This is a genomic window from Clostridium sp. HGF2 (assembly GCF_964240115.1).
Classification (GTDB): Bacteria; Bacillota_I; Bacilli_A; order Erysipelotrichales; family Erysipelotrichaceae; genus Clostridium_AQ; species Clostridium_AQ innocuum.
The window spans coordinates 60,537-84,557 of the sequence record NZ_CAXSSO010000002.1 but is presented as its reverse complement, the minus strand read 5'-3'; the positions used below and the strand labels follow the sequence as shown (position 1 = coordinate 84,557).

Here is a 24,021-nt window from a genome sequence, read left to right as displayed (position 1 = left end):
GATTACTGCCACCCTTCCAGAGAGAACTGATCGATATTATTTTCATTGATCAGCGTTACCGGTATTCTGGCCTTGCTGCTGTACGGCTTGTTTTCCAGTATTTTATAGACGATCTCCGCTGCATCCTTTCCCATCGTTTTCGGTGACTGGGAAACGGATGCCGTCATGATATGATCCTTGATCAGTGCCTTAGTTTCCGGCGATCCATCCACACCATAGACAAGTACCGACTGCAGACGATCCTTATCCTGCATGGCGGCAAGGGCACCCAGCGCACTGGGGTCGTTCAGTGCCATAACCACATCAAAGGAGATATCCTTATTCAAAAAGGCATCCATTTTCGGCATGGCGATTTCAAGCTGTCCCTCACACTCGATTCGCTCCATAACACGGTACTGCGGCTTATCCTTAATGGTATCGACAAAGCCCTGAATCCGCTGGACAGCAGAATAGGCGGTACTGTGCTGAAGCAATACGATATTCGCCGATTTCTTCCGCTTCATCATATCCTTGGCACACTGCACACCGGCATCGTAATTATCCGACATCAGAGAATACGCGACAAGATCCTCATCAAATACATCCGTATCCACAGTAATGACCGGTATATTCGCTTCCCTTGCCTCCTTCAGCTCCTCACTCAAGCCCGTAAAATCCACCGGATTGATAATCAGCGCACTGACACCCTGTTCAATCAGATAGTGAATCTGTTCCTTTTGCTTCTGCAAATCAAGTGCAGGATCCAGGGATATGAGAACATCTCCGTTTGCCTCGACGACATTGCGTACCTCATCATCGATTACATTGAAAAAGGGATTGTTCAGCGTCATATAGGTCGCCCCGATTTTCAGAGGCTTCTTGCTGCGATAGATGAACTGCTCGCTGGTATAGCGGCTCAGAAGTGACAAGCCGGCCACAACAAACATCAGGGCGAACAGAAACATGACAATGGAACGTATACTCACTTTCAGTTTTGACATAAAGACCTCACTTTTTATCAACCATTATTATATCATAAAAAAACAAGCCACTCTCTCTTTTGGCTTGTTCTTTTCTATTTTATCGTATATTTTTTGATAAAATAGGTTGCATATTGACTGAAGCTTTGCATTCGGTATGAGATACTCCGCGCCTGTATTGGTGTTGAAGGGTTTCATGTCTATTCCAGATTCAGGATTTTAGCAGCGGATCAGATTATGAATGGGTTTTCTGCATAGGAATGTTACCAGCAAACATCTGCAGAAGTCATACCGTGCGATTCAAGCAATGTTGTAGATTGGAATTTAAGAAAGACCAATTTCTAAATTCACCACAATACCATAACTGCTTCTGCACTACCACCATGCAGAACCAATATCTTATTGCACGTATATTTTACAAAAGGTTCCCTGTAAATTCAACTTTCAAATGTCATTTGTTTTTTATTACATTTGTCATTTTTCCACATTCCGCTTTCCCGTAATTTCCTGCACGGTGATGCTCCACACAGCAGTAACGCTCCTTAAATCGCGGATTTCCTGCTCTGCCATGTCCATGCTCTGTGGTATAAAGGTCCTGCAGAGGGCAAGCAGCGCGCGATGCCGTTCCTCTTCATCAACCACCTCCTGCGCAATTCCTCTAATTGTACAGGATGCATAATAAACAGTAAACCCTTCTGCACAGTTCTCCATACGGGCAACGCTGTGCAAACAGACATTTGGATTTTCACGCATAGCCCTGATTTTTTCCCCGTCACGGGCACAGTGAAAGTACAGGGTCTCATTGATACGTGCTACCGATAGTGCAGTGGCATACGGTCTATTCCGGTAGCTCATGGAAAGCACGGAATATGCGCTTTGATCAAAAATGCGCCATGCCTCTTCTCTTGTTGTTTCTCTGTCTGTTCGTCTCATATGTCTCCTTTTTATATAAGTATACCATGAAACACAAGCAAATATATTCAAATATTATCTTTTCTTAAGTTCCTGCTTTTCCCACATCAAAATGATATACTATAGTTATAAAAAGGAAGGTTTTGAACAGGTGATGGTGATGTTTGGAAAACAAAAGGCAAGACTGCATGGATATGAAAGCTATGGCCGTATAATAAAAATAGATGATGGTTTTTATCTGTATCGCGGATTACCCTCCAAATATGTAACTGTGGAATATCACGTTAACCAGCAGCGCTACGAGGTCAGACAGCTGATTTACAGTATCCTTCCTGCTCATGAGAAGAAGCTGAAGCTGCAGGAGCGCCTGCGCATTAAAATCAGTGAGGACAATCCTAAAAATGCCTATGTCAGTGAGTTTGACGAGCCGCAATATAAGCTTTGGTATTATGTGGATAAAGCTAATAAATAATACCTGTTCTCAAATCTGATCAAAGCAAAGAGAAAAGGATGTTTGTCATACAGTATCAACAGCCAATGAAACAGATGCAAACCGGTCGTATGCAACCATACCTTTTATCAGTCACTTGGAATTGAAAGAAAGTGCGCTTGCGATTGCTTTTTGTAATTCCCATGAATGCCTTATGTGACAGCAGCTTACAGTAATCTGCTTTTATGATTTCTTTGACAGCGCATATTTTTAAACAGGAGTCCATAAAAAAGTATTCCGTTATAACAGGAAACATCCCTTATACAGAATACTTTTTTTATGTATTTTATTTTTTCTCATCCAGCTTATAGCGCTGTACCCAGCTATCGAATTTTTCCTCCGTTAAGCCATCATCACCGTTTTCCAATAGATTTTCCAGCTTTCCTTCCTTCACATAGTAAAGGGAAGGTGTTTCGTTCATTCCCGGAAAGGTTTTCCGAATCGTATTCAAATCAGATTTCCGCTGTGAGGCAGGTGCTTCATCCAGAACAACATCATACAGTACAACGTTATGATCCAGCAGGTAACCATCCAGCATTTTCTTGAATTCTATACAGTGTGAGCAGGTAGTCTGCGTAAATACAATGGCAAAGCTTTCCTTCTTATCCACCATTTCCTGCATCTTTGCAACGGTGATATTTTCCACCCTTCCCGGCTCATCATCACGTTCATATTTTGAACTGCAGCCTGTCAGAAGCAGCAGTGTACAAGCTGCGATTCCACATAATCTGATAAATTCCTTCATATCCGACCTCCATTTGACTGATGCTATCAGTATAGCGTATTTTCCACAAAATGAAAAGCAGGGCGGCCTTGCAAAATCTGCCAGCTACTGCTCATGTAAAGAACCAATCTGCTGTTCGATCTTTTCCTTCACCATTTCCCGCCTGTCTGCCTTCACCTTATCCAGCAGATACAGCAGCATGCGCTTCAGCTCACCCATGTCAAATTCCTCTTCGAGAAATACATCCATAGCCATATTGCATTCTTCCTCATAGGTACGATCCATATTGGATGTAATCAGTACGAATAATCTTTCCGCAAGTCTTGTATCCATAACAGCTCCTCCGTTTCTTCTCTATCATCATAGCATATTAAGAAATGGATTTCCGCATTCTGCATAATTTTTTCTTCTACACAATGAAATCCTGTGCTATGCTTACAGTAGAAAAGAGGCGGAAGTGTATGATAAAAAAACAACCGGTGAATGCAAAGGGTCAGACAGAGGAGGAATTTTTAAAGGCATATGATGCCAGCCGCTACCCCTGTCCTGCCCTCAGCGTGGACATGCTTATATTTTCTAAATACGAAAACCGGCTGAAGCTGTTATTGATTCGCAGAAAAAATCATCCCTATATACAGCAGTGGGCCTTACCGGGAGGCTTTCTGAATATCAGGGAAGATATTCTGGATGCCGCCTATCGCGAGCTGAAGGAGGAAACCTCCATTGAACGCAATCAGGTGCAGCTATACCAGCTGCATACCTATGGGGCTGTCCACCGCGATCCCCGTATGCGTGTAGTTTCCGTTGCCCACGTTGCGCTGATCAATCAGGATGTAAAGGTTGAGGCAAAGGACGATGCAGATGATGCGGCATGGTTTGAAGTACAGATAAACGATAATACGCTTACCCTGTATCATGCACAGCATCGCATGCAGTACCATATGAAAACAGCGCGCAGCGTAAATCCGGATCAGGAAGCACTGGCATTCGATCATATACAAATGATACTGGATGCGCTGAGCTTCTTGAAGCTTCTACCGGCTGCTTAGAAAGTTATCCCGATACGGGACTGCTGGACAGATGATGCCGAATGACTGCTTTTGTCCTGCTTCTGAATAAGAAAACTATAAGGATATATGCAGAGTTGGCAATTTCGGGTTTTGACCATGACAAAAACACAAAGCGTTATCGGAGTCCTTATCCGGCTTTGTGCTTTTTCTCATGGAGGGATTCACTGTCTGTGGCATGCTGCTTCAGGCATTTTCTAACAGAACAGCAGCTAAACACAACACTGCAAATATCTGTTATGTACAGGTTTTTGAAGCTGCCTGTTCTATGCTGCCAAAGCGGTCACGCATATCTCCCCATATCTGTTTGTAAGCTATGTGCTGAGCGATCCTCATGACAGCTTTACCGTCAGTGTTTTACAGACGGCAGCCGCATGCTGAAGGCGAGGCAGTTAACGGATGGGATTCGGCAACAGAATGTCACGTACCTTATGTACCGCCTTTTCATATTCCTCTGTAAAATAGCGAATCGTCAGAATAACAGGTCCGAAGCTGTTGAAATCATCCTCTGTCAAAGACCCTTGTGTATACGCCTGTACAAACGGTGTAAGCTTATTCAGATGCTTCAGCTTGTCCGCAGCCACAGCCTCACTCATATAATCACGGATTTCCACGTCACAATTTGCGAATCGCTTCTGCCACTTTGCAGGAATGGTCATGATAATGTCTCCTCCGATAAATTCAGACCAGTGCAGCTGATGGCGGTAGTAAGCCGTCAGCACTCTGGTTTTATATCCGCGTTCCTGAAATATCCGGTATACCTCTTTACAGATGGCCACACCACACCATGCAAATGCGTCCGGGTGTATGACGATATCCCTGCTCTCCGCATAGGATTTCAGCCAGTCCTCCTGCATTCCCAATAGAACCGCACACACCGGATTCAAATCTGCATTGGACAGCCCCTGCGCAGTTCGCCGCTTCATTCCCCGCTCGATCGCCTCAGCTGCCGCGACTGCCTGATCCACGCTGAAGCAAACGGTCGCCATCACACTGATTCCTTTGAAGGTAGCCTCCTCCATCGCCTTGATTCCTTCCTTTGTGGATGGAATTTTCACCTGCATATTCGGACCGCAGCTGTTTACCTCCTCTGCCATGCGTACCATTTTTTCCGTATTGCTGTAGTCATAGATGGATGTCTGAATAGAGAAACGCCCCTGCTTCGGATTCCCCTGTTCCCAAAGCGGAAGCAGAACCCTGCTTCTGCGTTTTCCCATTTCCAGTGTCCAAGCCCATATCATTTCCTGTTCATTATATTCAGGATGCTTTCCCTGCAGCTCACAAAGTATCTTTTCATGCTCACTACCTTCCTCATTGCACAGCATACGGGACACCCAGGTAGGACTTGTCGTGATGCCTGTGATCCCCTGTGTCAGACCATATGCATGATCAGCTGTATGGAAGGAATCCGTCCATAGCTCCGTCTGTGGATATTTCTCACGCATTTCAATCAGTTTACTCTTCATAATCGGTTTCTCCTTTTTCTTTTTCTAACTGTGCCTACATCATAAAGCATTTTTACACAAATGCAATATGATTCCTGTTTTTTCAGAATAAACAATCAGAAAAGCTTGTTTTCAATAGCAAAGAAAAGAATTTATACAAATATTTACAAAGAAATCCCAACTCCATATGTGAGATTATATTGACGAAAGCCTTTGGCTGCGCTACCATGGAGCTATAGAAATGAGGGAGACTCCATGGCAAAAACAACACAGCAGAGAAGAAATGAAATCTATCGCATCATTGTATCACAGGGAAGCGCACGTGTAAGTGAACTGGCGGAGCAGCTGCAGGTCACAACCGAAACGATTCGCAAGGATCTCAACAGTATGGATGAACAGGGCATCATCATAAAAAATCATGGCGGCGCTGAAATAAAAAACACCTATTATCAGCTGCCGCTGGATGTGAAAATGAGCGAGCATGTATATGAAAAGCAGCTGATTGCACGCAGGGCACTGGATTTCATTCAGGACAACACTGTTCTTTTTCTTGATCCGGGCAGTACGATTCTATATCTGGCAAAATATCTGCGACTACGCAAGGGCTTGACCGTTGTCACGAATTCTCTTGCGATTGCGTCTATGGTATCGGAAACCACACATCAGCTGATGATTGCAGGAGGGCTGCTGCAGAAGCAGGGCAAGGCTGCGATCGGCGGTTTTACAAACAGCATGATTGACGCCATCCATATCGATACCGCCTTCATGGGCTGCGACGGATTTCTTGATTCGTTTGGACCGGCAACCTTTTCCCATGAGGAGATGGAGGTCAAGCAGCATGTGCTGCGGAAGGCACAGCAGAGGATTCTGTTATGCGATTCCTCCAAGTTTCGAAAATCCTCCTCATATACCTTCGCAAGGTGGTCCGATTACGACGTATTGATAACAGATCAGATTACTGAGCAGGAGCAGCATATGGTGAAGGAGGTCAGGCAGCTGATTTGTGTATCAGATGAGGACTATGAATTCCTATGATGCGACTGTAAAGACAAGAACGCTATGTTTATGCTGTGTCTGCCGGGAAGCCTCTCATCCTTTACAGACTGCAAAATAACACGGCGCAAGCACAAAAAATCAAAAAAGCAGGCAGACTGTGTATATAAGACCACAGGAAAGCCTAGCGAATTCTATGCTGTTTTATATCGGCATTCATCATAGTGTAATAGCGTAAAAAGACGTTACCTGTTCACATACCATCCAATAGCATCCAGAAATCGAAAGGGATGCTTAGTCAAGCAGAACTGCCACCGTATCCTTTAAGGGATTCGCAGAGGTTTTGCGAATCATGTTGTGGATGTATGTAAACAAACTATCATAGCATTCCATAACAGCCTTACCCTCTACCAGATAATCCACGCCATCGGCACTCATATACAGCTTTTCGGAACAATACAGCGGTGAGACAATGGTGCATTTTCCATACCATAGACAGGACGGCATGCGGTTTTCCTTTATCCATTTCATATAATCAGGCAGGCTTCTGCTTTTCAATGCTTCCACCTCTTCCTTGATTTCTTCCGCATCAAAATCATGCATAATCTGTGTCTGTTCCATAAGAAACGAGAGAAAATGCTCCTGAAACACATCCTTTTTGAGTGTAAAGAGAACGCTGTCCTCAAGCTCCTCTGCATCATAAAGCTGCATGTTAAACCATGAATTGAGCATGTCCGTTATCCTGTCCGTATCATATGCACACCCCCATCTGTCCTTTTTTAGCACATAAAGCTCATTCGTCAATCTCAATCTGATAAATTGTCCCATGTCAAGACACTCCTTTCCTGCTCGTGATAACAAAAAAAGGCAAGCACACTGATGGTATCCTCCATCAATGATACTTACCTCTCTAACAATCCATGAACCCCGGTATATTCCGGATTCCGCCAGGTTTCTCACCCTGTAGCCTTCATATCATGCTCAAAGTTATCACGATCACATTCCTAAAATTATTGTATCATATTTTTTAATAATTAAAAGAACTTTTGATACATTCACACTATTATCTTTTCTTAACAGAATAAAGAATGTGATAGTTATGAATGAATGACAGCCGCCAGTATATTCACGCTTTTTCCATATACATTGGCAGACTGAGCCTTCGCCCTTCCTCCATGCAATAAGCCAGCGTTTCAGCATCCGGACAGGCATCCTCCTGTATCGGATATGCCAGCTCCATGCTTTTATACTTACCTTCACCCAGTGCATGATATGGTAAAAGCTCTACTCTTTTTACTGCAGAACCCAGTGATGCCGCAAACTGCAGTCTTTTCCGCAAATCCCTTCGATCATCGTTATACCCCTTCACAATGACCATGCGAATCCACATCGGCTTGTGCATTGCCGCCAGTCTTCCTGCATTATCAAGAATTCGGCCGTTGTCCGCTCCGGTGATTTTTTTGTGTAATGCCGCATCAAAGGCTTTGATGTCATAGAGAAACAAATCGCAGTATTCCGCAACCCTTTCCATATGCTCCCATGCCACATCACCAGCGGTATCCACACATGTTGCTATGTGCTTCTGCTTCAGCAGACAGAGTGTTTCCGCCAGAGCCTCAGCCTGTAACAGCGGCTCCCCGCCGCTGAACGTCACGCCGCCTTTGGACTCCTCATAATATGTGAAATCCTTTTCCAGCTGCTTTACAAGCTGTTGGCACTCCACCTGCATACCAACCTGTTCAAGGGCATCAAAGGGACATACCTCCTCCAGCTCCCCTGCCATATGCTGTGCACAGGGATGCATGTGAATAGCACCGTCCTCCATGTATACAGCTGTTGGATACGCATGCACACAGCTTTGACAGCCGCGGCACAGAGATGAAAAATGGAGCAGCTTATTGTACGGCAGCATCAGCTCCGGATTGGAGCACCATGCACAGCGCAGATTGCAGCCAATCAGAAACACGGTGGACCGTATTCCAGGGCCGTCCTTTGTGGAATAGCGCTGTATGGTCGACAGGTGAATGGCTACCATGTATTCTCCGTACGTGCGATAATGGCTTCCTGTGCTTCCGGCATCAGGGAAACAAACTGAGCACAGTAACCGGCAACACGCACAATCAGATCCGTATAATCCTGCGGATGCTCCTGCGCCAGACGCAGCGTTGCACTGTCTATGACATTGAACTGATTATGGTAGATGTGCTTTTTCGCAGAGGCCATCAGAAAGTCGACAAATTTATCGAGATTTTCCTCTCCTGCCAGTGCACCGCTGGAGAAACGCATATTCAGCAGCTGTCCTGCCGCCACCTGCTCGTTTGGCAGCTTGGCAACCGAATTGATAACCGCGGTAGGACCGCTTGTATCTGTCCCCTGTGTTGGAGAACAGCCCTCGTTTAACGGTGTTCCCGCAAACCGCCCGTCCGGTGTTGCGCCGACGACAAAGCCGTTTGGTACATAGGAGGTGATGTTGCTGGTCGACATCGTATAGCAGCTTACTGCAGGTCCCTGCTGATAACGCTGTGTACGATACTGCGGAAGCAGCTTCAGGTAGGAATCAAAAACATCCTTAACAATTTCATCCACCGCATCATCATCATTTCCAAACTTGGCTACATGACGTATTTTTTTATGAATTCTAGCAGATTCCAGAGACTGCCAGTTATCCTGCATAGCAGTCATCAGCTCTTCCCAGGTTACCGACTGCTCTTCAAACACCAGCTTCTTTATTGCGTATAATGCGTTTCCGACAACGCACGGTCCGATATTGGACTGTGAAATCACATCGTAGCGGCAGCCACCCTCCTTCAGGGTTTTCCCCAGCTTCATGGAGTCCTGTATAAAACAGCTTGCGAATGGATCAGCATCATATTTTACCAGAGAATCATCACAGATTGCATCGCATTCCACCGATATATCAGAATAGAATTTCAGCAGCTTTTCCCAGCCCTGCCACAATTCCTCATAGTTTTCAAACGTAACAGCATCCCCGCCTTGTCCATTGACCGACAGCATTTGGATGCCGCTTGCAGGATCCACACCGTTATGCAGCAGAATCTCCAAAACCTTGCCCCAGTTTACATAGGTCATCCCGGTAGCCCGATGCCCGTATTTCCCCGGAACTCCGGTTTCCACACAGCCAATCGGACAATAATCCAGCGCATCCTCCTTCGGTATTCCCAAATCCTCGATTCCCTTTGCGGCAACCTCGTCATTGAACATGCTCGGCATGCCGCATCCGGTGCGAATCAGCAAGGCAGCCGCCTTCAGAAACTGCCTCGGTGTTTCCAAATGATAACGGACAGAGAAATTCGGTTCCGCTAAGGATGTCAGATGCATCGCCTCAATACATAGATAGGAAAGCTCATTGGTGCCGTCGCTTCCCTGCGGTGTTTTCCCGCCGACGACCAGATTGGAATAAAGCGGATAGCCCTGTGAGTATTTTGTATGACCGTAGGGACGCGCCTTGTTACAGGAGGAATTCATAATGAACATGTGCGTGATGATTTCCAATGCCTGATCCTTTGTCAGCACACCCCGCTCTACATCCTGTTCATACAGCTTTCGCATGTACTGGTCGAAACGGCCGTAACAGAAGGAATGCCCGTTGCTTTCAATCATCTGCAGAACATGCACCATATAGCACACCTCTACTCCTTCATAAAAGCTTCTGGCCCCCTGTTCCATCATGGTCCCGGCCATATGTGCTATAACTCGCAGCTCCTGTCTTCTCTTTTCATCCTGCTCATGCTCCACCATTTCCTCCGCCAGCTTGGCAAAGCGCTGAAAGAACAGCAGAGCCCCTTCCAGTGAAATGATAACCGCCTGATAGTAATTACGCTGTGCATCCTGCAAGTCAGTATTTGTCAGGGCATGCTTCGCCTCATCGATGATCGAACGAAACCCTCTTTGCAACAGCATTTCATGATCCGGTACAATATGACCATCCCCGGACATGGAGATGCCACCGCGGTGTAAAACTCCCTGCTTCTCTGCAAGACGGATATTCTCACTGAGATGTGCATTGACCTCATCCTCATGGGTATGCTGCAGCCAGTATGGTGCTATGCGTTTCAAATCCTGTTTTACTTCCTCGCTGATCTGAAACACATCACCACTTCGCTGATCGAAGGCTTCCAGCTCGTCAATGACCCACTGTATGGAATATTCCGGAAATATCGGAGCCGCGAAGTTTGCGGACGCCTGATTACCGAATATCAGGGAATGGGGCTGGATATAGATATCCATATGGGCAAGGGTGTGGGCGAAGGCCTTTGCCTTGCGAATGATATACGGTTCTCCTTCACTTTCCTGAAAGGATTGTGTATACAGAAGAGCACGCTGCGAGCATATACTGGCAGTGCGTTTCTCCATGACATGGCGAAGAGAATCGATGCGCTTCCAGTCAACGCCGGATGCTGCAGGTGTATAAAATAGAAAATCTTTCATAAGCGCCCTCCTCATAGCGATGCGCCTGCTTCTGGTATGGATCGTCTGCGTGTGCCTGCTGATTGCAGCATCATGACACCCGCAAACCGTCCATCCATAAATTCATGCAGGCTGCGTCAAAGAATCCAGCTGTGCTTTGATTCTTTCTATGCATATTATAATGGGATTCCAACCGGGACGCAAGCCATTTGCGCTCATATTATTTTGTTTATGCATATTTTTGTATGTTTAATCATGCATTATCATACATTTTCAATCATCAAGTTGCTTTTTAGCCAATATGTCCCGAAACCAGTATGCCGATTTCTTCGGAATCCGCTTTCCTGTTTCTATATCCAGCTCCAGCAGACCGTATCGGTTTTTAAACGCATTGATGGCGGACACATTATCAATATAGGACCAGACGAGATACCCATGACAGTGACAGCCTGCTTCCCTTGCTTTCAGCGCATACCGCAGATGTTCAGAAAGGAAGTCGATTCGATAATCATCGTCAATGCTTCCCTGCTCGTTTCGGTAGCGCTCCTCATGTGCAATACCGATACCGTTTTCACTGATCAGCCAGTCTGGATTGCCATATTCATTTTTCAGGCGCATTCCAATATCATAGACAGCCTGTTCGTAAACCTCCCAGCCGCGGTCCGCATTGAATTTGCGATCCTCCTTGATCCATGGCTCGTAGAACTGCTTTGGATGAAAGGGGCCGGAAAACGAATGACTGCGCGCCTGCACGCGTATCGGAAAATAATAATCAATACCGAGCATAGCAATACGATGTGCTCGGATATGCTGCAAATCCTCTTCCTTATAGGTGAACATACAGTCATGCAGCTTAAGCTGATGCAGCAGCTCCGCTGGAAACTCTCCCTTCAGGTACGGGTCCAGATACAGACGCACATGAAACAAGTCGGCATACCATGCGGCTGTTACATCCTGAATCTCTCCGCTTTTCGCATAGACCGGCGTCATGTGCACCATAGCCCCCATGCGGCATCCATAGGAGCGATACTGCTCTATGCATGCGACTGCATACGAGGTAGCCAGTATCTTATGAAAATGTGCCTGATAAGCGGTTTTCGGATCATGGGTGAACGGATACCATATGGCATCCATATACCCGTTATCAATTGGTATGTTTGGTTCTGTAAAGGCGAACCACCAGGTTACCTGATCCGCAAAACGCCGCAGCACCTCTTTCACATAGATGATGTAGCAGTCCAGCGTTTCTCTGCCTGCCCAGCCGTTAAAGCGTTCGATGAGCACTGCCGGAAGGTCCCAGTGCTCAAGGGAAATCAGCGGCTCCATTCCCTCCTTCCGAATGGTTTTGATCACATCAAGATAATATGCAGCTGCCTCCTCATCCACAATGCCGGCTATCGGATCCTTCATAAACCGCGCCCATTGTATGGTAAAGCGGAAGGCTTTCATATGAAGAGATGCCATGGTATGAATATCCTCTTTGTAGCGGTAATAGAAATCAGCCGCCTTTTCCGGTCCGACTCCATCATGCCATTTTTCCGGTGCTGATGCATAGAACAGCTCTGCCCAGCTTTTCTGCTCTTTGCTTTTTCCTGCCACCCCTTCGATCTGCCATGCACTGCTGCTTGTTCCGATTAAAAAATCTTCAGGTATCGTCCTTATCATAAAACCCCTCTTTTCTTTATACTCTTATGATAAATCAGGAAGGGCAAACAGGAAAGCGTTTTCTTACTATTTCGTCTTGGTATTCATAGAAATTACGCATTTACATATCCTATACGCTGTGGTGAATTTAAAGCAGATGTCTTCCAATACGTAAAAACACTATCCAATATCTCATACTGCACTTTTTCTCGATAGCTTCTATAAGTGCATTTGATGCGGAATCAAGTGACAATCAGCTAAGATAAAGCAAACCTATCTCCTTATTCAAAAGAGACAGGTTTGCCTTATCACCATCAAAATAGAACTATATAATTTCATATATCTGATTCACTGTATAAGTTTACCGCATTTTTAACAAAAGCAGCAGACTGCCCGTATGTTGACAGCATATGATAGCTTCGTTTCTTTCTTACTTTAGGGTGTTTGCAAAAGGGAGACTTCAACTTCTATTGATAACTACAATCGTATGGATGTCTCCCTATGTTAAGTTTACCTGTAATCGAGAAAGAGCCTATTACTTTCTTTTAATGCTGTATAGATTTCTGTAATTCTGCTCGAATAGCTGTTTAAGTATTTAAGAGCAAACTTTTTAGCGCTCCTCAAGAACATCCTTTTTCAATACCTTCAGCAGCAGTGCTGTGATGACAGAGCCGACAAGTATTGCAACAACAAACCAAAGTTGATTTTCTACGACCGGAAGTACAATGAATCCACCATGCGGTACCGGACATGCCACATTTCCAAAGGCCCCGATCAATGCCCCGACGATATTTCCGATAATACATGCAGGATACACAGCCTTCGGATCTTTGATAGCATACGGAATTGCTCCCTCTGTTATCCCCAGACATCCCATAATACCTACAGCTTTCGCATTATCACGTTCTTCCTCACTATATTTTTTCTTAGCAATAATCGTGGATAAAAAGATTCCAATCGGAGGAACAGCTACCAGAATTCTGAATATTCCATTAGGCTCCATGATCCCTTCATTGATCATAGAAAGTGTAAACATGGAGACAGCTTTTGTCACAGGTCCTCCAAAATCAATTTCACTAAAGAACCCCATAAACACTGCCAGCACAGCTTTCCCACTGCCGTTCAAAGTCACCATCAAATCTGACAGCGCCTGCATCAGAAAGGAAATCGGATATCCTATTATAAAATAATAAGCAAGGCCTAGTACAAGGACAGTTGAGATTGGAATGACCAAAATAGGCATGATGGAGCGAATCGTTTTCCCTACCTTTAATCCCTTCATCCATTTCGCCATATAGCCCGCAAGCAGACCTAAGATAAGTGCTCCCAGAAATCCTGCCTTAACCTCAACACCATTGATCATGATAGCATTGTTTGCAATATAACCTAAAATGAATCCCGGTGTAAGACCCGGTTTCCCGGCTACAGAATATGAAATATAGGCAGCGAATACAGGAATCATCATCGCCATTCCTGCTTTTCCCAGCTGATTCAAATAGGTCAGCAACGGCCCATTAGGAACAAGTCCTGTTTCCGTCTGCGTTGCACCCAATAAGGAAACTGCCAGGATCACACCACCGGCAACGACAACCGGCATCATAAAGGATACGCCACTTAACAAATGCTTTTGAATATCTTTCCAAATCGTTTTCATAATTATCAATTTCCTTCTACGAGTGCAACCGCTCTATCTACCAGCTTTTCCACATGCGAAATTGCTTCATCCACATCAGTATGTAATACACGCTTATTCTCAAATCGTTCCTCCCCCTCAATAACGACACTGACTGCCAGAATTACAACATCAGCTTGAGCTACATCCTCTTCACTTAGTTCATTTTCTATCCCCAAACCGCCCTGTGTTTCGATTTTCACATCAAAGCCTCTTTTTCTGCATTCCTTTTCCAGACACTCCTGTGCCATATATGTATGTGCAATCCCTGTTGGGCATGCTGTTATTCCTATAATTTTCATGTGTTTTCCTCCATCACTTTCTCATTAATTTCATGTAACATAACGAATACCTCGTGTTCATTATCCGCATTCCGCAATCGTTCCCTGAAGCTGCTATCCATCAATTTTTTACTGATTTCCGAAAGAAACCGGAGATGCAGGTTATTCTCATTTTTTTCAGGCACGGCAATCAGAAATATCAAATCCACCTCATTATTGTTTCTCGTATCCCAGATAAATTCATGCTTTGTTTTCATGAAGGATACAAATGGTTCTCTGACGCTGCTGCTCCGGCCATGCGGTATAGCTACTTTAAAGCCTACAGATGTGGGTAATATGTGTTCTCTTTCCTGAACACTTTTTAAAAACAGGTTTTTATCGCTTAATAATCCAACAGTATCTGCCATATCTGCAATATATGTGATAACTGTTTCACGATCACGGATATCTTTGTTTAAATATAAAAGATTTTCTCTAATCAAATCGGCTTCCTCCAAATATATATTTTATAACAGCCTTCTTATTCTTCATGGAAGACAGCTTTTCTATCATTTCCTTTGTTTTGATAAGTGAAAAGGCTTCTTCCAAAATAACCTTTGTTTTTGCTGTATCCTCGCTGTTCAATGCGAAAAATACAATCACCTTCACACGGTATTTAGACCATTTCACCGGCTCCTTATTGATCCATAAAGCCAATTGTGTTTTTCGTACAGTGGAAACTGCGCCATGAGGTATTGCACCTCCAACCGCGATATCCGTTCCTCCTTTCTGCTCTCTTTCCCATACACTGGTTTCAAAATGCGCATCTACACAGCCTTCTTTATTCAGGCCCATACAGACCTGATGAATAATTTCATCCTTTGTTATTTTCCCATCATTAATATAAATATTTTTCTCATGCAAATACTGTGGGATTTCAATAAAGCGTACATCCGCTTCCTTGGGTATTGATAACTTTTTCTTATATAGCTCTTCAATCCTCTGTATATCAGAATCATTGATCAGCATTGAAACAACTACAACCGGTTTATCAAGGCTTTTCAAAGGTATGGTTGACACTATAAAATCGATACTCCTTAATTCAAATGAGTTGATCGTATCAATCGATGCCGCTTCAATTATGTCTAAAGGCGGCAGGACACTTCGTATCCTGTTGGCAATCAATTCCGAAGTTGTTATCCCGTTTGGACACACAACCAAAATACGCTTACTCTTTTTTTTCTTCTCCAATGCATTCTGGAAATGAAGCATAAGAAAGCCAACCTCATCCTCAGTAAGCGTGACCCCAAGCGTTGTCCTTATAGAGTCCATAATCATCCAAGTCAAATCAAACATCAAATGATATTGCTGCTTAATTTCAAATAACATCGGGTTAGTGATATAAATTCGATTTTTCAACCGATATATCATCGGTTCCAGATGCAGACAGAGATTGTAAAACAAATCCTGATCCTGCGTTAAATCAACATCGACGCAGTTTGACATTCTTTCAATCAAATTCTCAACTATATGCTTAAATGGATTTGCCCGTCTATGTAAAGAGCTGTTGAGCATAATCCGATTTGCACTCAAATACATAGAAAGGAAATATATATCGCCATCCTCATAAGTGATGTTTAAATCCTTCTTCAGAATACGAAGTAAATCATCACCAATCAGATAATACATCATCGCCATTATCTGATCGCTGTAAAATGCATTATGGATAATTTTGTGATGGTATCCTTTTCTCAAGCGATGACATAATACAATCATGACATTGAACAGATTGATTAAATAATGCTGTGCAGCAATATATATGTTGAAATCATCCAGCGCCTGAATTGTTGTGTAGCATGCTGTTATAATATCTGTATCATAGAATTCCTTAAACAATGCCAGCATTGCATCATCCGTGAATGTCAGATTTTCCGATGCTATCAGATATTCATTAAATGAGATTAACGCCTTTTGCCATTCTATTTCTGTCCCCGTCAGCCTGGTACCGTTTTCATCTCCGATCAGTGACACTGTCGCATCATTTAAGATATGCTCTTTTATGTAATGGATATCTGCAATAATCGAGCTTACCCCCACCATATAACACGCAGAGGCTGATTGAAAGGTGATTCTATTTTCATAAAACAGCAGTTCTTTCATAAGCTGCTTTCTACGCTGCTCCGGCCGATATTTATCCATATGCTCTACAAAGCGGGCCTCTTTTCTGTTTTTCAGCTTTAATCCGGCACTAGGCTTTTTTTCAAATTCTATTCCCTGATTTTCCAGCTGCGCAATATCATTATGTATTGTTCGCTTTGATACAGTAAAAGTATCAGCAAGACTTTGAACAGTCATATAATTTTCGCTGTATGTTAATATTTCCAGTAGCTTTTTTTGTCTTTGCGCAGCCTTCAAGTGAATCTCTCCTATCTATAATAATTCTTTTTCGAATACTTCTAAAGATTTCAACATATGATCCTTTCGCATTTTCTGAATATCTTCCTTCTCAAAAAGACCGCCTGCTGTTCCTACATAAGTATAACCTGATTGTAAAGCTTTTTTCACATTTCCTGCCTGAATACCTCCGACCGCCATGAGAGGAAGCTCTCCCATTGGTTCACAGAGCTTTTTTGCATAATCAAAGCCTACTTCATTCGCTGGAAATACCTTCACGATATCAGCTCCCATTTCCAAGGATTCTGCGATTTCGGATGGTGTAAAAGCTCCGGGAACTGCAATCACATTGTGCTGCTTGCAATAATCGAGCATCTTCTGATTCATTTTTCTCGGAGATAAAACAAAGACTGCCCCTGCTGCAATCGCCTGAACCAGCTCATCATATGTCTGAACGGTTCCAGCGCCAATATGCAATCTCCCTTGAAACTCATCAGCAATCTTTTTGATGATTTCATATGCATTGCTGGTATTTAAAGTAATCTCCATGTTTTTCACATAGCTGCTGTTAATCAGAACTTCAGCAACACAGCGTACCTGCTCATAGGTATACCCTCTTAAAATCATCGTCACTTTCGATAATTCCATATCAAATCCTCCTTTACAGGAAAATAGTATCACGCATTCACACCCTCGAAAATGCCTTTTTTCTGCAACAATATTGTTGCAATTCTATTTACTGCTCCCGTATTTTATGCAAGCAATCGCATATAGAATAGTAGTGGGACACATTCATCACCTTTACCGTGATATAAGAAACTACAGGTCATACTGATCAAATTATCAGCATTTCTCCTTAAGGAAAAAAGCAAAAAAAACCAGTGCCTTTCACTATTTGCGAAAATGCTTCCGGTTTTTTTATACAATATCCATATATTGCTTATTCCACAAATTTCATATTATCTGGCAGGTTTTCCACAGTCTCATCCAGCCTATTGCAGAATATCTGTTCAAAGGCATCCGCATTTGTGAATTTGCAGAAGCCCTTTACAAACAGCTTGCTGTCATCGATCAGCAGATAGCTGTGATTGCTGTTTCTCATCGCAATTTCCTTCAGTTCCCTGGTTCCCATTTCCGCAGTATAACACTGCCCGCTGATAGGGTCCATGCCTGCACAGCCGATAAAGGCTCTGTCGAAATTATACAGACCAAGCATATTCTGCGCCATCGGTCCCTCACTCATGTGATATTTCGCATTGAAATCTCCACCGATGATGATGATTTGTGCAACCGGATCGTGCAGCCGCTGTACAATCAGCTGGTTATGCGTCACGATTTTGATGGGACGGCTTTGCAGATAGTCAATCATGGCAACGATACTGGTTCCTCCATCCAGAAAGACACATTCACCATCCTCAACAAGCTCACTGGCACTGCGGCAGATTCTGGATTTTCTGTCAAAATTGATCAGCATACGATCCTGCATCAGCAGCTCTCTGGATTCCGTCAGAATCTGATTCAGGCTTTCTCTGACAGCACCGCCGTGCACTCTTCGCACCTTTCCTTCCTGCTCCAGCTCCATCAGATCGCGTCGAATCGTGGTCTCACTGATGTTAAGCTGCTTTGCGACATCCCGTACATGGATGGTTCCTTCTCTTTCCACCTTCTGCAGCAGATATAATTTACGCTCTGTAGACAGCATACAATCACCTCATTTATGTTAACAGTATAGCATACGCACGACAAAAAGTCCGCAATATGATGTAACAAAGGTTAGACAAATCAGAAAGAAGAAAGAGCATTCCTGACAGCAGGGCTTCGTTATGGCTATGGTCATCTCTGACAGCTTTCCCTGTTTTTAGACCCTTACGGATGTTCAATGGAAACACATCAACACCTGTTTCATCCGCCATGGAAATTCACAACAGCATACAGACACCCTGCATGAAACTGAATATGCCTGTCACTATCTAGGGCTTCATCTATCAACCGTTATGGCTATATATATGTATATAACTTACAGAAATACAAGTCTCTCTGGAATATCGTCAATACATATTTATGCAGACAGCATAGCTTATACTGTATCAGAAAGCGAGGTGAGCAGTATGCATTATGATGATTATGCCTGCATGGACAATTGCTGTGCAGAGCAGGCGCCATCCTGCAGCAGTGCTGAGAGCTGCTGTTGTGAGGGACCACAGGGTCCGCGAGGATATCGTGGAGCTACCGGACCAACGGGTGCCACAGGATCAAGTGGAGCAACAGGCGCTACCGGTCCCACAAGACCTGCCGGGTCTTCGGAAACCGTTTGCTGTGACTGTAAGGAGCAGATAAGAAATATCCTCCAGCAGATCATTACGCTTTATCCGAATCAGGATTTATTTATTACGTTGGAAAGCGGAGTTGCCGCTGTCGGACGTGCAGGCGCACTGCTATTGGGACCGAATGGACGTACCGGCGTATTCGGTTTCAAGCTGCAGTATAGATTTATTTATCCTGTAAGGGATGCGCGGAGGTTAGGACATCTCCGCTTTTTTCTGCCTCCATAGCAAGCCGGCGGAGGTATTGCCATAAAGATGCCTGGAAGCAGGTGAATTTTCCCTGTGTTATGTAAAGAAATTGCAACGGATATGGGAGAATGTAAATACAGGATTTGTATGTTCCCCATATACTGGAACGTATTATGCACTATGATGAATACGATGACAGCTGCTGTGATCCATGCAGTATGCCCTCCTGTCATCCATATGACTATACCCCGTGCTGCTGTCCGGGGCCGCGCGGTCCACACGGTTTTCAAGGTCCGACCGGGGCAACAGGACCTATTGGAAATACGGGGCCGACAGGAAATACAGGTGCCACAGGTCCAACCGGGACTTCTGTTATCACGAATGCACTCTCCGCACTGAATATTTCCGCTGCTACCGTTTCGGTAACATCCGATGGAACGAATATTCCTCTGCCTGTTCAGCCCTATATAAACGGATTTATGGCAAATGCTTCGAATACGCAGTTCACAGTTAATCAAACAGGTACCTATTTCATATCCTATGTTATCAAAATGACATCTGGATTGCCAATGTCATCAAGAGTAACACGGAATGGTACGCCGATATTAAACTCTATCAGTACGTCCTCAACATCCTCAAATGAATATAGTGTATCATTCATGCAGTCTTTAACAGCAGGGGATGTTTTATCATTACAAATTTACGGAGTAAATGGTACGGTTACCCTGCAATCCGGCACCGGAGCATCATTAAATATTGTTAGAATAGCCTGATGTATAGAAACAAGATTCTGACATTTTTATCACAATACCTGAATATTTGCATTCTATTAATTGATATCCTCTGGTCCTGCAATACCATTCACATCATGTGACTGGTATTGTTTTTACGAGGGGATACCCCAAAGGAGTATCCGATGAAAAGTCTGAAGACGCTATCCTTTCGTTCTATGTAGGATGTACTTCAGACAGATTAGAAAAAGGAGTGCTTTTTTTGCTTTGGGATATGTATTTATATAAAATCCGGGACTTTAACACGACACGAATTTTTATCTTACATATACTGTACTGTTTTAGAAAGTGAGGTGAGCAATATGCATTACGATGATTATAATTACCATGATGACTGCTATGGCGAGGATGCTTCTTCCTGCAGCTGTGACTGTAACAGCTGTTGCCAGGGACCGCGGGGACCACGCGGATTTCGGGGAGCAACCGGACCGACGGGTTCAACAGGGGCTACCGGGGCGACAGGACCGGGTGTAGGCGCTACCGGGCCTACCGGAGCTACCGGGGCTACCGGAAATACCGGAAATACAGGACCGGCAGGATTACGCGGAAATACCGGACCGACAGGAAGCATAGGAGCTACCGGAAACACGGGAGCTACGGGCATGACACCTGTGATTACCGTTGCAGGAACCATTACCGGAGATCCGGGAACACAGGCCAGTGTCACTGAGACATTTACACCTTCCGGCGCTTCATTGCTGTTCACTATACCGGCAGGACCAACGGGTCCGACCGGAAGCACAGGCTCAACCGGAGCTACGGGAAATACCGGACCCATCGGGCCAGCAGGCGCTACGGGGGCGACTGGTGCCAGCGGCATAACAGGAGCTACTGGAAATACCGGAGCGAACGGTGTAACCGGACCAACAGGACCTATGGGTAACACCGGAGCCAACGGCGTTAGCGGACCAACAGGCAATACGGGGGCGACAGGACCGACCGGTGCGACGGGAAGCACGGGGCCTACCGGACCAACGGGACCTGCCGGGGCTACCGGTATTACCGGAGCAGCTGGTGGAATCGGTCCTATCGGACCGACCGGGTCAACAGGCAGTACCGGAGCTACCGGAGGGATTGGACCAACCGGAAGCACAGGGGTAACAGGACCGACCGGGGCTACCGGAAACACGGGAGCTGACGGCGTAACAGGTCCGACCGGAGCCACGGGAAATACCGGCGCCGATGGTGCTGCCGGGCCTACCGGACCGACTGGTGCTACTGGAAATACCGGTTTAACAGGTGCTACGGGACCGACCGGGGCTATGGGAAACACCGGGGCTGACGGTGCTACGGGACCAACTGGTGCCACGGGAAATACCGGACCGGATGGTGCTGCCGGGCCTACCGGACCGACAGGCGCTACGGGAAGTACCGGTTTGACCGGAGCAACGGGACCGACAGGAGCAACCGGAAACACCGGGGCTGATGGTGCCACAGGACCTACCGGAGCCACTGGTGCTACTGGAGCTGATGGCGCAATCGGTGTCACTGGAGCAACCGGAGCTACCGGTCTGGCAGGAAGCTCTGCAATCATTCCTTACAGCTCCGGTATTCCGTTATCACTAACAACGATTGCTGGCGGACTTGTTGGTACACCGGGCTTTGTCGGCTTCGGCAGCTCTGCGCCAGGTGTCAGCATTGTAGGTGGTGTTATTGACCTGACCAATGCAGCGGGAACGCTGACAAACTTTGCATTTTCCATGCCAAGAGCAGGTACCATAACTTCCATTTCTGCTTTTTTCTCAACCACTGCCGCTTTGTCGCTGGTTGGCTCCACTGTAACGATCACAGCAACACTTTATCAGTCTACAGCACCAAACAATTCCTTCACAGCTGTCCCAGGAGCAGTTGTGACACTTGCTCCGGCAATAACCGGGGTAATCGCTATCGGAACGATATCCTCCGGTACAACAACAGGTCTATCGATTGCAGTTACGAACCAGACCAGACTGCTGCTTGTATTCACTGCTACTGCTGCCGGATTGAGCCTTGTCAACACAGTTGCCGGCTATGCCAGCGCAGGAATCGCTATATCCTGATAGACAACTGCACATCCGAATCGTTTTTCTTTCATAAAACCGGACAATCAGTTAACAGCTGATTGCCGGATACTTAAAAAAATCATGTCTTTTCATCGGAACCGGGACAATACCATTCCCCATTTTTAAGCTCAGCCATATACTAAAATGAATTAACATAAATGAGGTGAACGATATGCATTATGATGACTATGATTTTGATGACAAAAACTGCTGCAATGAATGCAGTTCTTCATCCTGTGACCAGGGTGACTATGATGTATGCTGCTGTCCTGGACCGCGGGGGCCGCGGGGATTCAGAGGTCCGGCAGGAGAAGCAGGTGCCACTGGAGCTACCGGAAATACAGGTCTCACCGGCGCTACGGGCGCTACCGGATTATCTGAGACGATAACCATTCGTTCCACAACAACAGCTGACCCGGGAACACCGGCACAGGTACATGACAGCGGGGGGCCAAATCATGTACTGGATTTCGTTATTCCCCGCGGTGATACCGGAGTTACAGGGGCTACGGGACCGACAGGACCCGGCGTAGGAGCTACCGGGCCGACAGGCGCAACTGGTGCTACTGGAAATACAGGGGCAACAGGCCCTATCGGAGCTACAGGACCAACTGGGGCAAACGGAAATACCGGACCGACGGGTGCCATTGGCGCTACGGGTGAAAATGGAGCAACTGGGCCTACCGGACCTGCCGGACCGACAGGGGCTACCGGAAGTACAGGCGCTGCCGGAGCAACCGGTGTAACTGGTCCTACCGGAGATATTGGGCCGACAGGACCGACGGGAGCCACCGGTAGTACAGGCGCTGCCGGAGCAACTGGTGTAACTGGTGCTACTGGAGATATTGGGCCGACAGGACCGACGGGAGCCACGGGACCAACTGGGGCTACCGGAAATACAGGTGCTACAGGTACCACTGGTGTTACAGGGGCCGATGGTGCCATCGGACCGACAGGTCCTATTGGTGATCCAGGCCCACAGGGGGAACCAGGGCCGCAGGGAGAACCCGGACCACAGGGTGAACAAGGACCGCAGGGTGAAACAGGAGCTACACCGATTGTAAGAGTTGGAAGTACGACAACCTCCGAACCGGGTACTCCTGCCAATGTGTCCTACGTTGAAACACCGGATGGCATCGAGCTGAATTTCATCATCCCGCGCGGGGATACTGGACCAGGCGGTGGCGGAGGAGGTCTACTTGCCTATGGTGGTAAGTATAATGATTCCGCCCAGACACTGAATTTGTTAATCGGTGCTGAGCAGCAGCTGCCTCTTCCTGTGGATATGCCTGCTTCCAATGTTGATCTTGCCCCTGTGAATGCATTAACCATAGTTACCAGCGGTGTCTATGAAATCAACTATATGTTCAACGCTTCCGCTTCACTGGGGGCTGCCGTTACCCTTGCTGTACGACGCAACGGTGCAGCCATACCGAGTACGGAAGAACGCCATCTGCTGGCAATCGCAACAGAGTCCATCTATTCCGGCAGTGTGATTGAAACCTTATCAGCCGGTGATATAATCGATATGGCAGTCAGTGCGGCTATCGCCTTAACGCTGACCCTGAGTACAGGCGTTACCGTCACACTGAGTGTGAAGCGTCTGGATGATGCTTTGGCAAACTAGCAGCACTGTCTTAAAGAAAAACACCTCCCTTCTGCTTAAATGCAGCTATGAACGGGAAGT

At 45.7% G+C, this 24,021-nt stretch carries 22 protein-coding genes; 7 read left to right on the top strand and 15 right to left on the bottom strand.

Annotation, left to right across the window (positions count from 1 at the left end):
* Positions 1–2: 2 nt before the first annotated feature.
* Together ACESPQ_RS04210 and ACESPQ_RS04205 are read right to left on the bottom strand one after the other, a co-directional pair.
* A complete protein-coding gene (locus ACESPQ_RS04210) occupies positions 3–980 on the bottom strand; it encodes a sugar ABC transporter substrate-binding protein (RefSeq protein WP_257376820.1) in 978 nt (325 codons plus the stop codon).
* A 453-nt stretch (positions 981–1,433) separates the two neighbouring features.
* On the bottom strand, positions 1,434–1,892 hold the full coding sequence (locus ACESPQ_RS04205) for a pyridoxamine 5'-phosphate oxidase family protein (RefSeq protein ID WP_002607949.1): 459 nt from the start codon (positions 1,890–1,892) through the stop codon (positions 1,434–1,436).
* Positions 1,893–2,031: 139 nt separating this feature from the next.
* Between ACESPQ_RS04205 and ACESPQ_RS04200 the strand changes: the two genes are divergently transcribed.
* A complete protein-coding gene (locus tag ACESPQ_RS04200) occupies positions 2,032–2,343 on the top strand; it encodes a hypothetical protein (RefSeq protein WP_002607948.1) in 312 nt (103 codons plus the stop codon).
* 304 nt (positions 2,344–2,647) lie between these two features.
* Here ACESPQ_RS04200 and ACESPQ_RS04195 read toward each other — a convergent pair whose 3' ends face one another.
* Both ACESPQ_RS04195 and ACESPQ_RS04190 read right to left on the bottom strand, forming a co-directional pair.
* The gene (locus ACESPQ_RS04195; RefSeq protein WP_118002674.1) at positions 2,648–3,106 is read right to left on the bottom strand and encodes a thioredoxin; all 459 of its coding nucleotides are present in this window, start codon (positions 3,104–3,106) and stop codon (positions 2,648–2,650) included.
* A gap of 84 nt (positions 3,107–3,190) precedes the next feature.
* Positions 3,191–3,418, bottom strand: coding sequence for a hypothetical protein (locus ACESPQ_RS04190; protein ID WP_002607946.1), 228 nt, complete (start codon positions 3,416–3,418; stop codon positions 3,191–3,193).
* Between the two features lie 128 nt (positions 3,419–3,546).
* Between ACESPQ_RS04190 and ACESPQ_RS04185 the strand changes: the two genes are divergently transcribed.
* Positions 3,547–4,134: an NUDIX domain-containing protein gene (locus ACESPQ_RS04185; protein ID WP_002607945.1), complete on the top strand. Its 588-nt coding sequence runs from the start codon at positions 3,547–3,549 to the stop codon at positions 4,132–4,134.
* Positions 4,135–4,544: 410 nt separating this feature from the next.
* On the opposite strand, the gene ACESPQ_RS04180 is transcribed toward ACESPQ_RS04185, so the two are convergent.
* The gene (locus ACESPQ_RS04180; protein WP_002607944.1) at positions 4,545–5,618 is read right to left on the bottom strand and encodes a transaldolase family protein; all 1,074 of its coding nucleotides are present in this window, start codon (positions 5,616–5,618) and stop codon (positions 4,545–4,547) included.
* A gap of 234 nt (positions 5,619–5,852) precedes the next feature.
* On the opposite strand from ACESPQ_RS04180, the gene ACESPQ_RS04175 reads away from it, so the two are divergent.
* Entirely contained in the window at positions 5,853–6,632 is a 780-nt protein-coding gene (locus ACESPQ_RS04175) for a DeoR/GlpR family DNA-binding transcription regulator (protein ID WP_002607943.1), read from the top strand.
* A gap of 252 nt (positions 6,633–6,884) precedes the next feature.
* On the opposite strand, the gene ACESPQ_RS04170 is transcribed toward ACESPQ_RS04175, so the two are convergent.
* The 10 genes from ACESPQ_RS04170 to ACESPQ_RS04125 form a co-directional block, all read right to left on the bottom strand.
* A complete protein-coding gene (locus ACESPQ_RS04170) occupies positions 6,885–7,418 on the bottom strand; it encodes a hypothetical protein (protein WP_002607942.1) in 534 nt (177 codons plus the stop codon).
* Positions 7,419–7,716: 298 nt separating this feature from the next.
* Positions 7,717–8,625 (bottom strand): glycyl-radical enzyme activating protein, encoded by a 909-nt coding sequence (locus tag ACESPQ_RS04165; RefSeq protein WP_373143970.1) that lies wholly within the window; start codon positions 8,623–8,625, stop codon positions 7,717–7,719.
* On the bottom strand, positions 8,619–11,039 hold the full coding sequence (locus ACESPQ_RS04160; RefSeq protein ID WP_373143969.1) for a glycyl radical protein: 2,421 nt from the start codon (positions 11,037–11,039) through the stop codon (positions 8,619–8,621). Before ACESPQ_RS04160 ends, ACESPQ_RS04165 begins: the two co-directional genes overlap by 7 nt.
* Positions 11,040–11,291: 252 nt before the next feature.
* Complete coding sequence (locus ACESPQ_RS04155; RefSeq protein ID WP_373143968.1) at positions 11,292–12,683, bottom strand: glycoside hydrolase family 1 protein; 1,392 nt, start codon at positions 12,681–12,683, stop codon at positions 11,292–11,294.
* 589 nt (positions 12,684–13,272) lie between these two features.
* Positions 13,273–14,316: a PTS fructose transporter subunit IIC gene (locus ACESPQ_RS04150; RefSeq protein ID WP_002607938.1), complete on the bottom strand. Its 1,044-nt coding sequence runs from the start codon at positions 14,314–14,316 to the stop codon at positions 13,273–13,275.
* A gap of 5 nt (positions 14,317–14,321) precedes the next feature.
* On the bottom strand, positions 14,322–14,636 hold the full coding sequence (locus ACESPQ_RS04145) for a PTS fructose transporter subunit IIB (protein WP_002607937.1): 315 nt from the start codon (positions 14,634–14,636) through the stop codon (positions 14,322–14,324).
* On the bottom strand, positions 14,633–15,097 hold the full coding sequence (locus ACESPQ_RS04140; RefSeq protein WP_002607936.1) for a PTS sugar transporter subunit IIA: 465 nt from the start codon (positions 15,095–15,097) through the stop codon (positions 14,633–14,635). The genes ACESPQ_RS04145 and ACESPQ_RS04140 overlap by 4 nt, the downstream gene beginning before the upstream one ends.
* Positions 15,090–17,009, bottom strand: a complete 1,920-nt coding sequence (locus ACESPQ_RS04135) for a PRD domain-containing protein (protein WP_242407418.1) — start codon at positions 17,007–17,009, stop codon at positions 15,090–15,092. The genes ACESPQ_RS04140 and ACESPQ_RS04135 overlap by 8 nt, the downstream gene beginning before the upstream one ends.
* A 15-nt stretch (positions 17,010–17,024) precedes the next feature.
* The gene (locus ACESPQ_RS04130) at positions 17,025–17,636 is read right to left on the bottom strand and encodes a bifunctional 4-hydroxy-2-oxoglutarate aldolase/2-dehydro-3-deoxy-phosphogluconate aldolase (protein WP_008819593.1); all 612 of its coding nucleotides are present in this window, start codon (positions 17,634–17,636) and stop codon (positions 17,025–17,027) included.
* Between the two features lie 292 nt (positions 17,637–17,928).
* Positions 17,929–18,690, bottom strand: coding sequence for a DeoR/GlpR family DNA-binding transcription regulator (locus ACESPQ_RS04125; protein WP_373143967.1), 762 nt, complete (start codon positions 18,688–18,690; stop codon positions 17,929–17,931).
* Positions 18,691–19,096: 406 nt separating this feature from the next.
* On the opposite strand from ACESPQ_RS04125, the gene ACESPQ_RS04120 reads away from it, so the two are divergent.
* From ACESPQ_RS04120 to ACESPQ_RS04105, 4 genes are all read left to right on the top strand, one after another.
* Positions 19,097–19,540: a hypothetical protein gene (locus ACESPQ_RS04120; protein ID WP_373143966.1), complete on the top strand. Its 444-nt coding sequence runs from the start codon at positions 19,097–19,099 to the stop codon at positions 19,538–19,540.
* A gap of 134 nt (positions 19,541–19,674) precedes the next feature.
* Positions 19,675–20,274, top strand: coding sequence for a BclA C-terminal domain-containing protein (locus ACESPQ_RS04115; RefSeq protein WP_002607931.1), 600 nt, complete (start codon positions 19,675–19,677; stop codon positions 20,272–20,274).
* A 320-nt stretch (positions 20,275–20,594) separates the two neighbouring features.
* Positions 20,595–22,331, top strand: a complete 1,737-nt coding sequence (locus ACESPQ_RS04110; protein WP_118002684.1) for an exosporium glycoprotein BclB-related protein — start codon at positions 20,595–20,597, stop codon at positions 22,329–22,331.
* 175 nt (positions 22,332–22,506) lie between these two features.
* On the top strand, positions 22,507–23,961 hold the full coding sequence (locus ACESPQ_RS04105; RefSeq protein ID WP_373143965.1) for a BclA C-terminal domain-containing protein: 1,455 nt from the start codon (positions 22,507–22,509) through the stop codon (positions 23,959–23,961).
* Positions 23,962–24,021 lie beyond the last annotated feature (60 nt).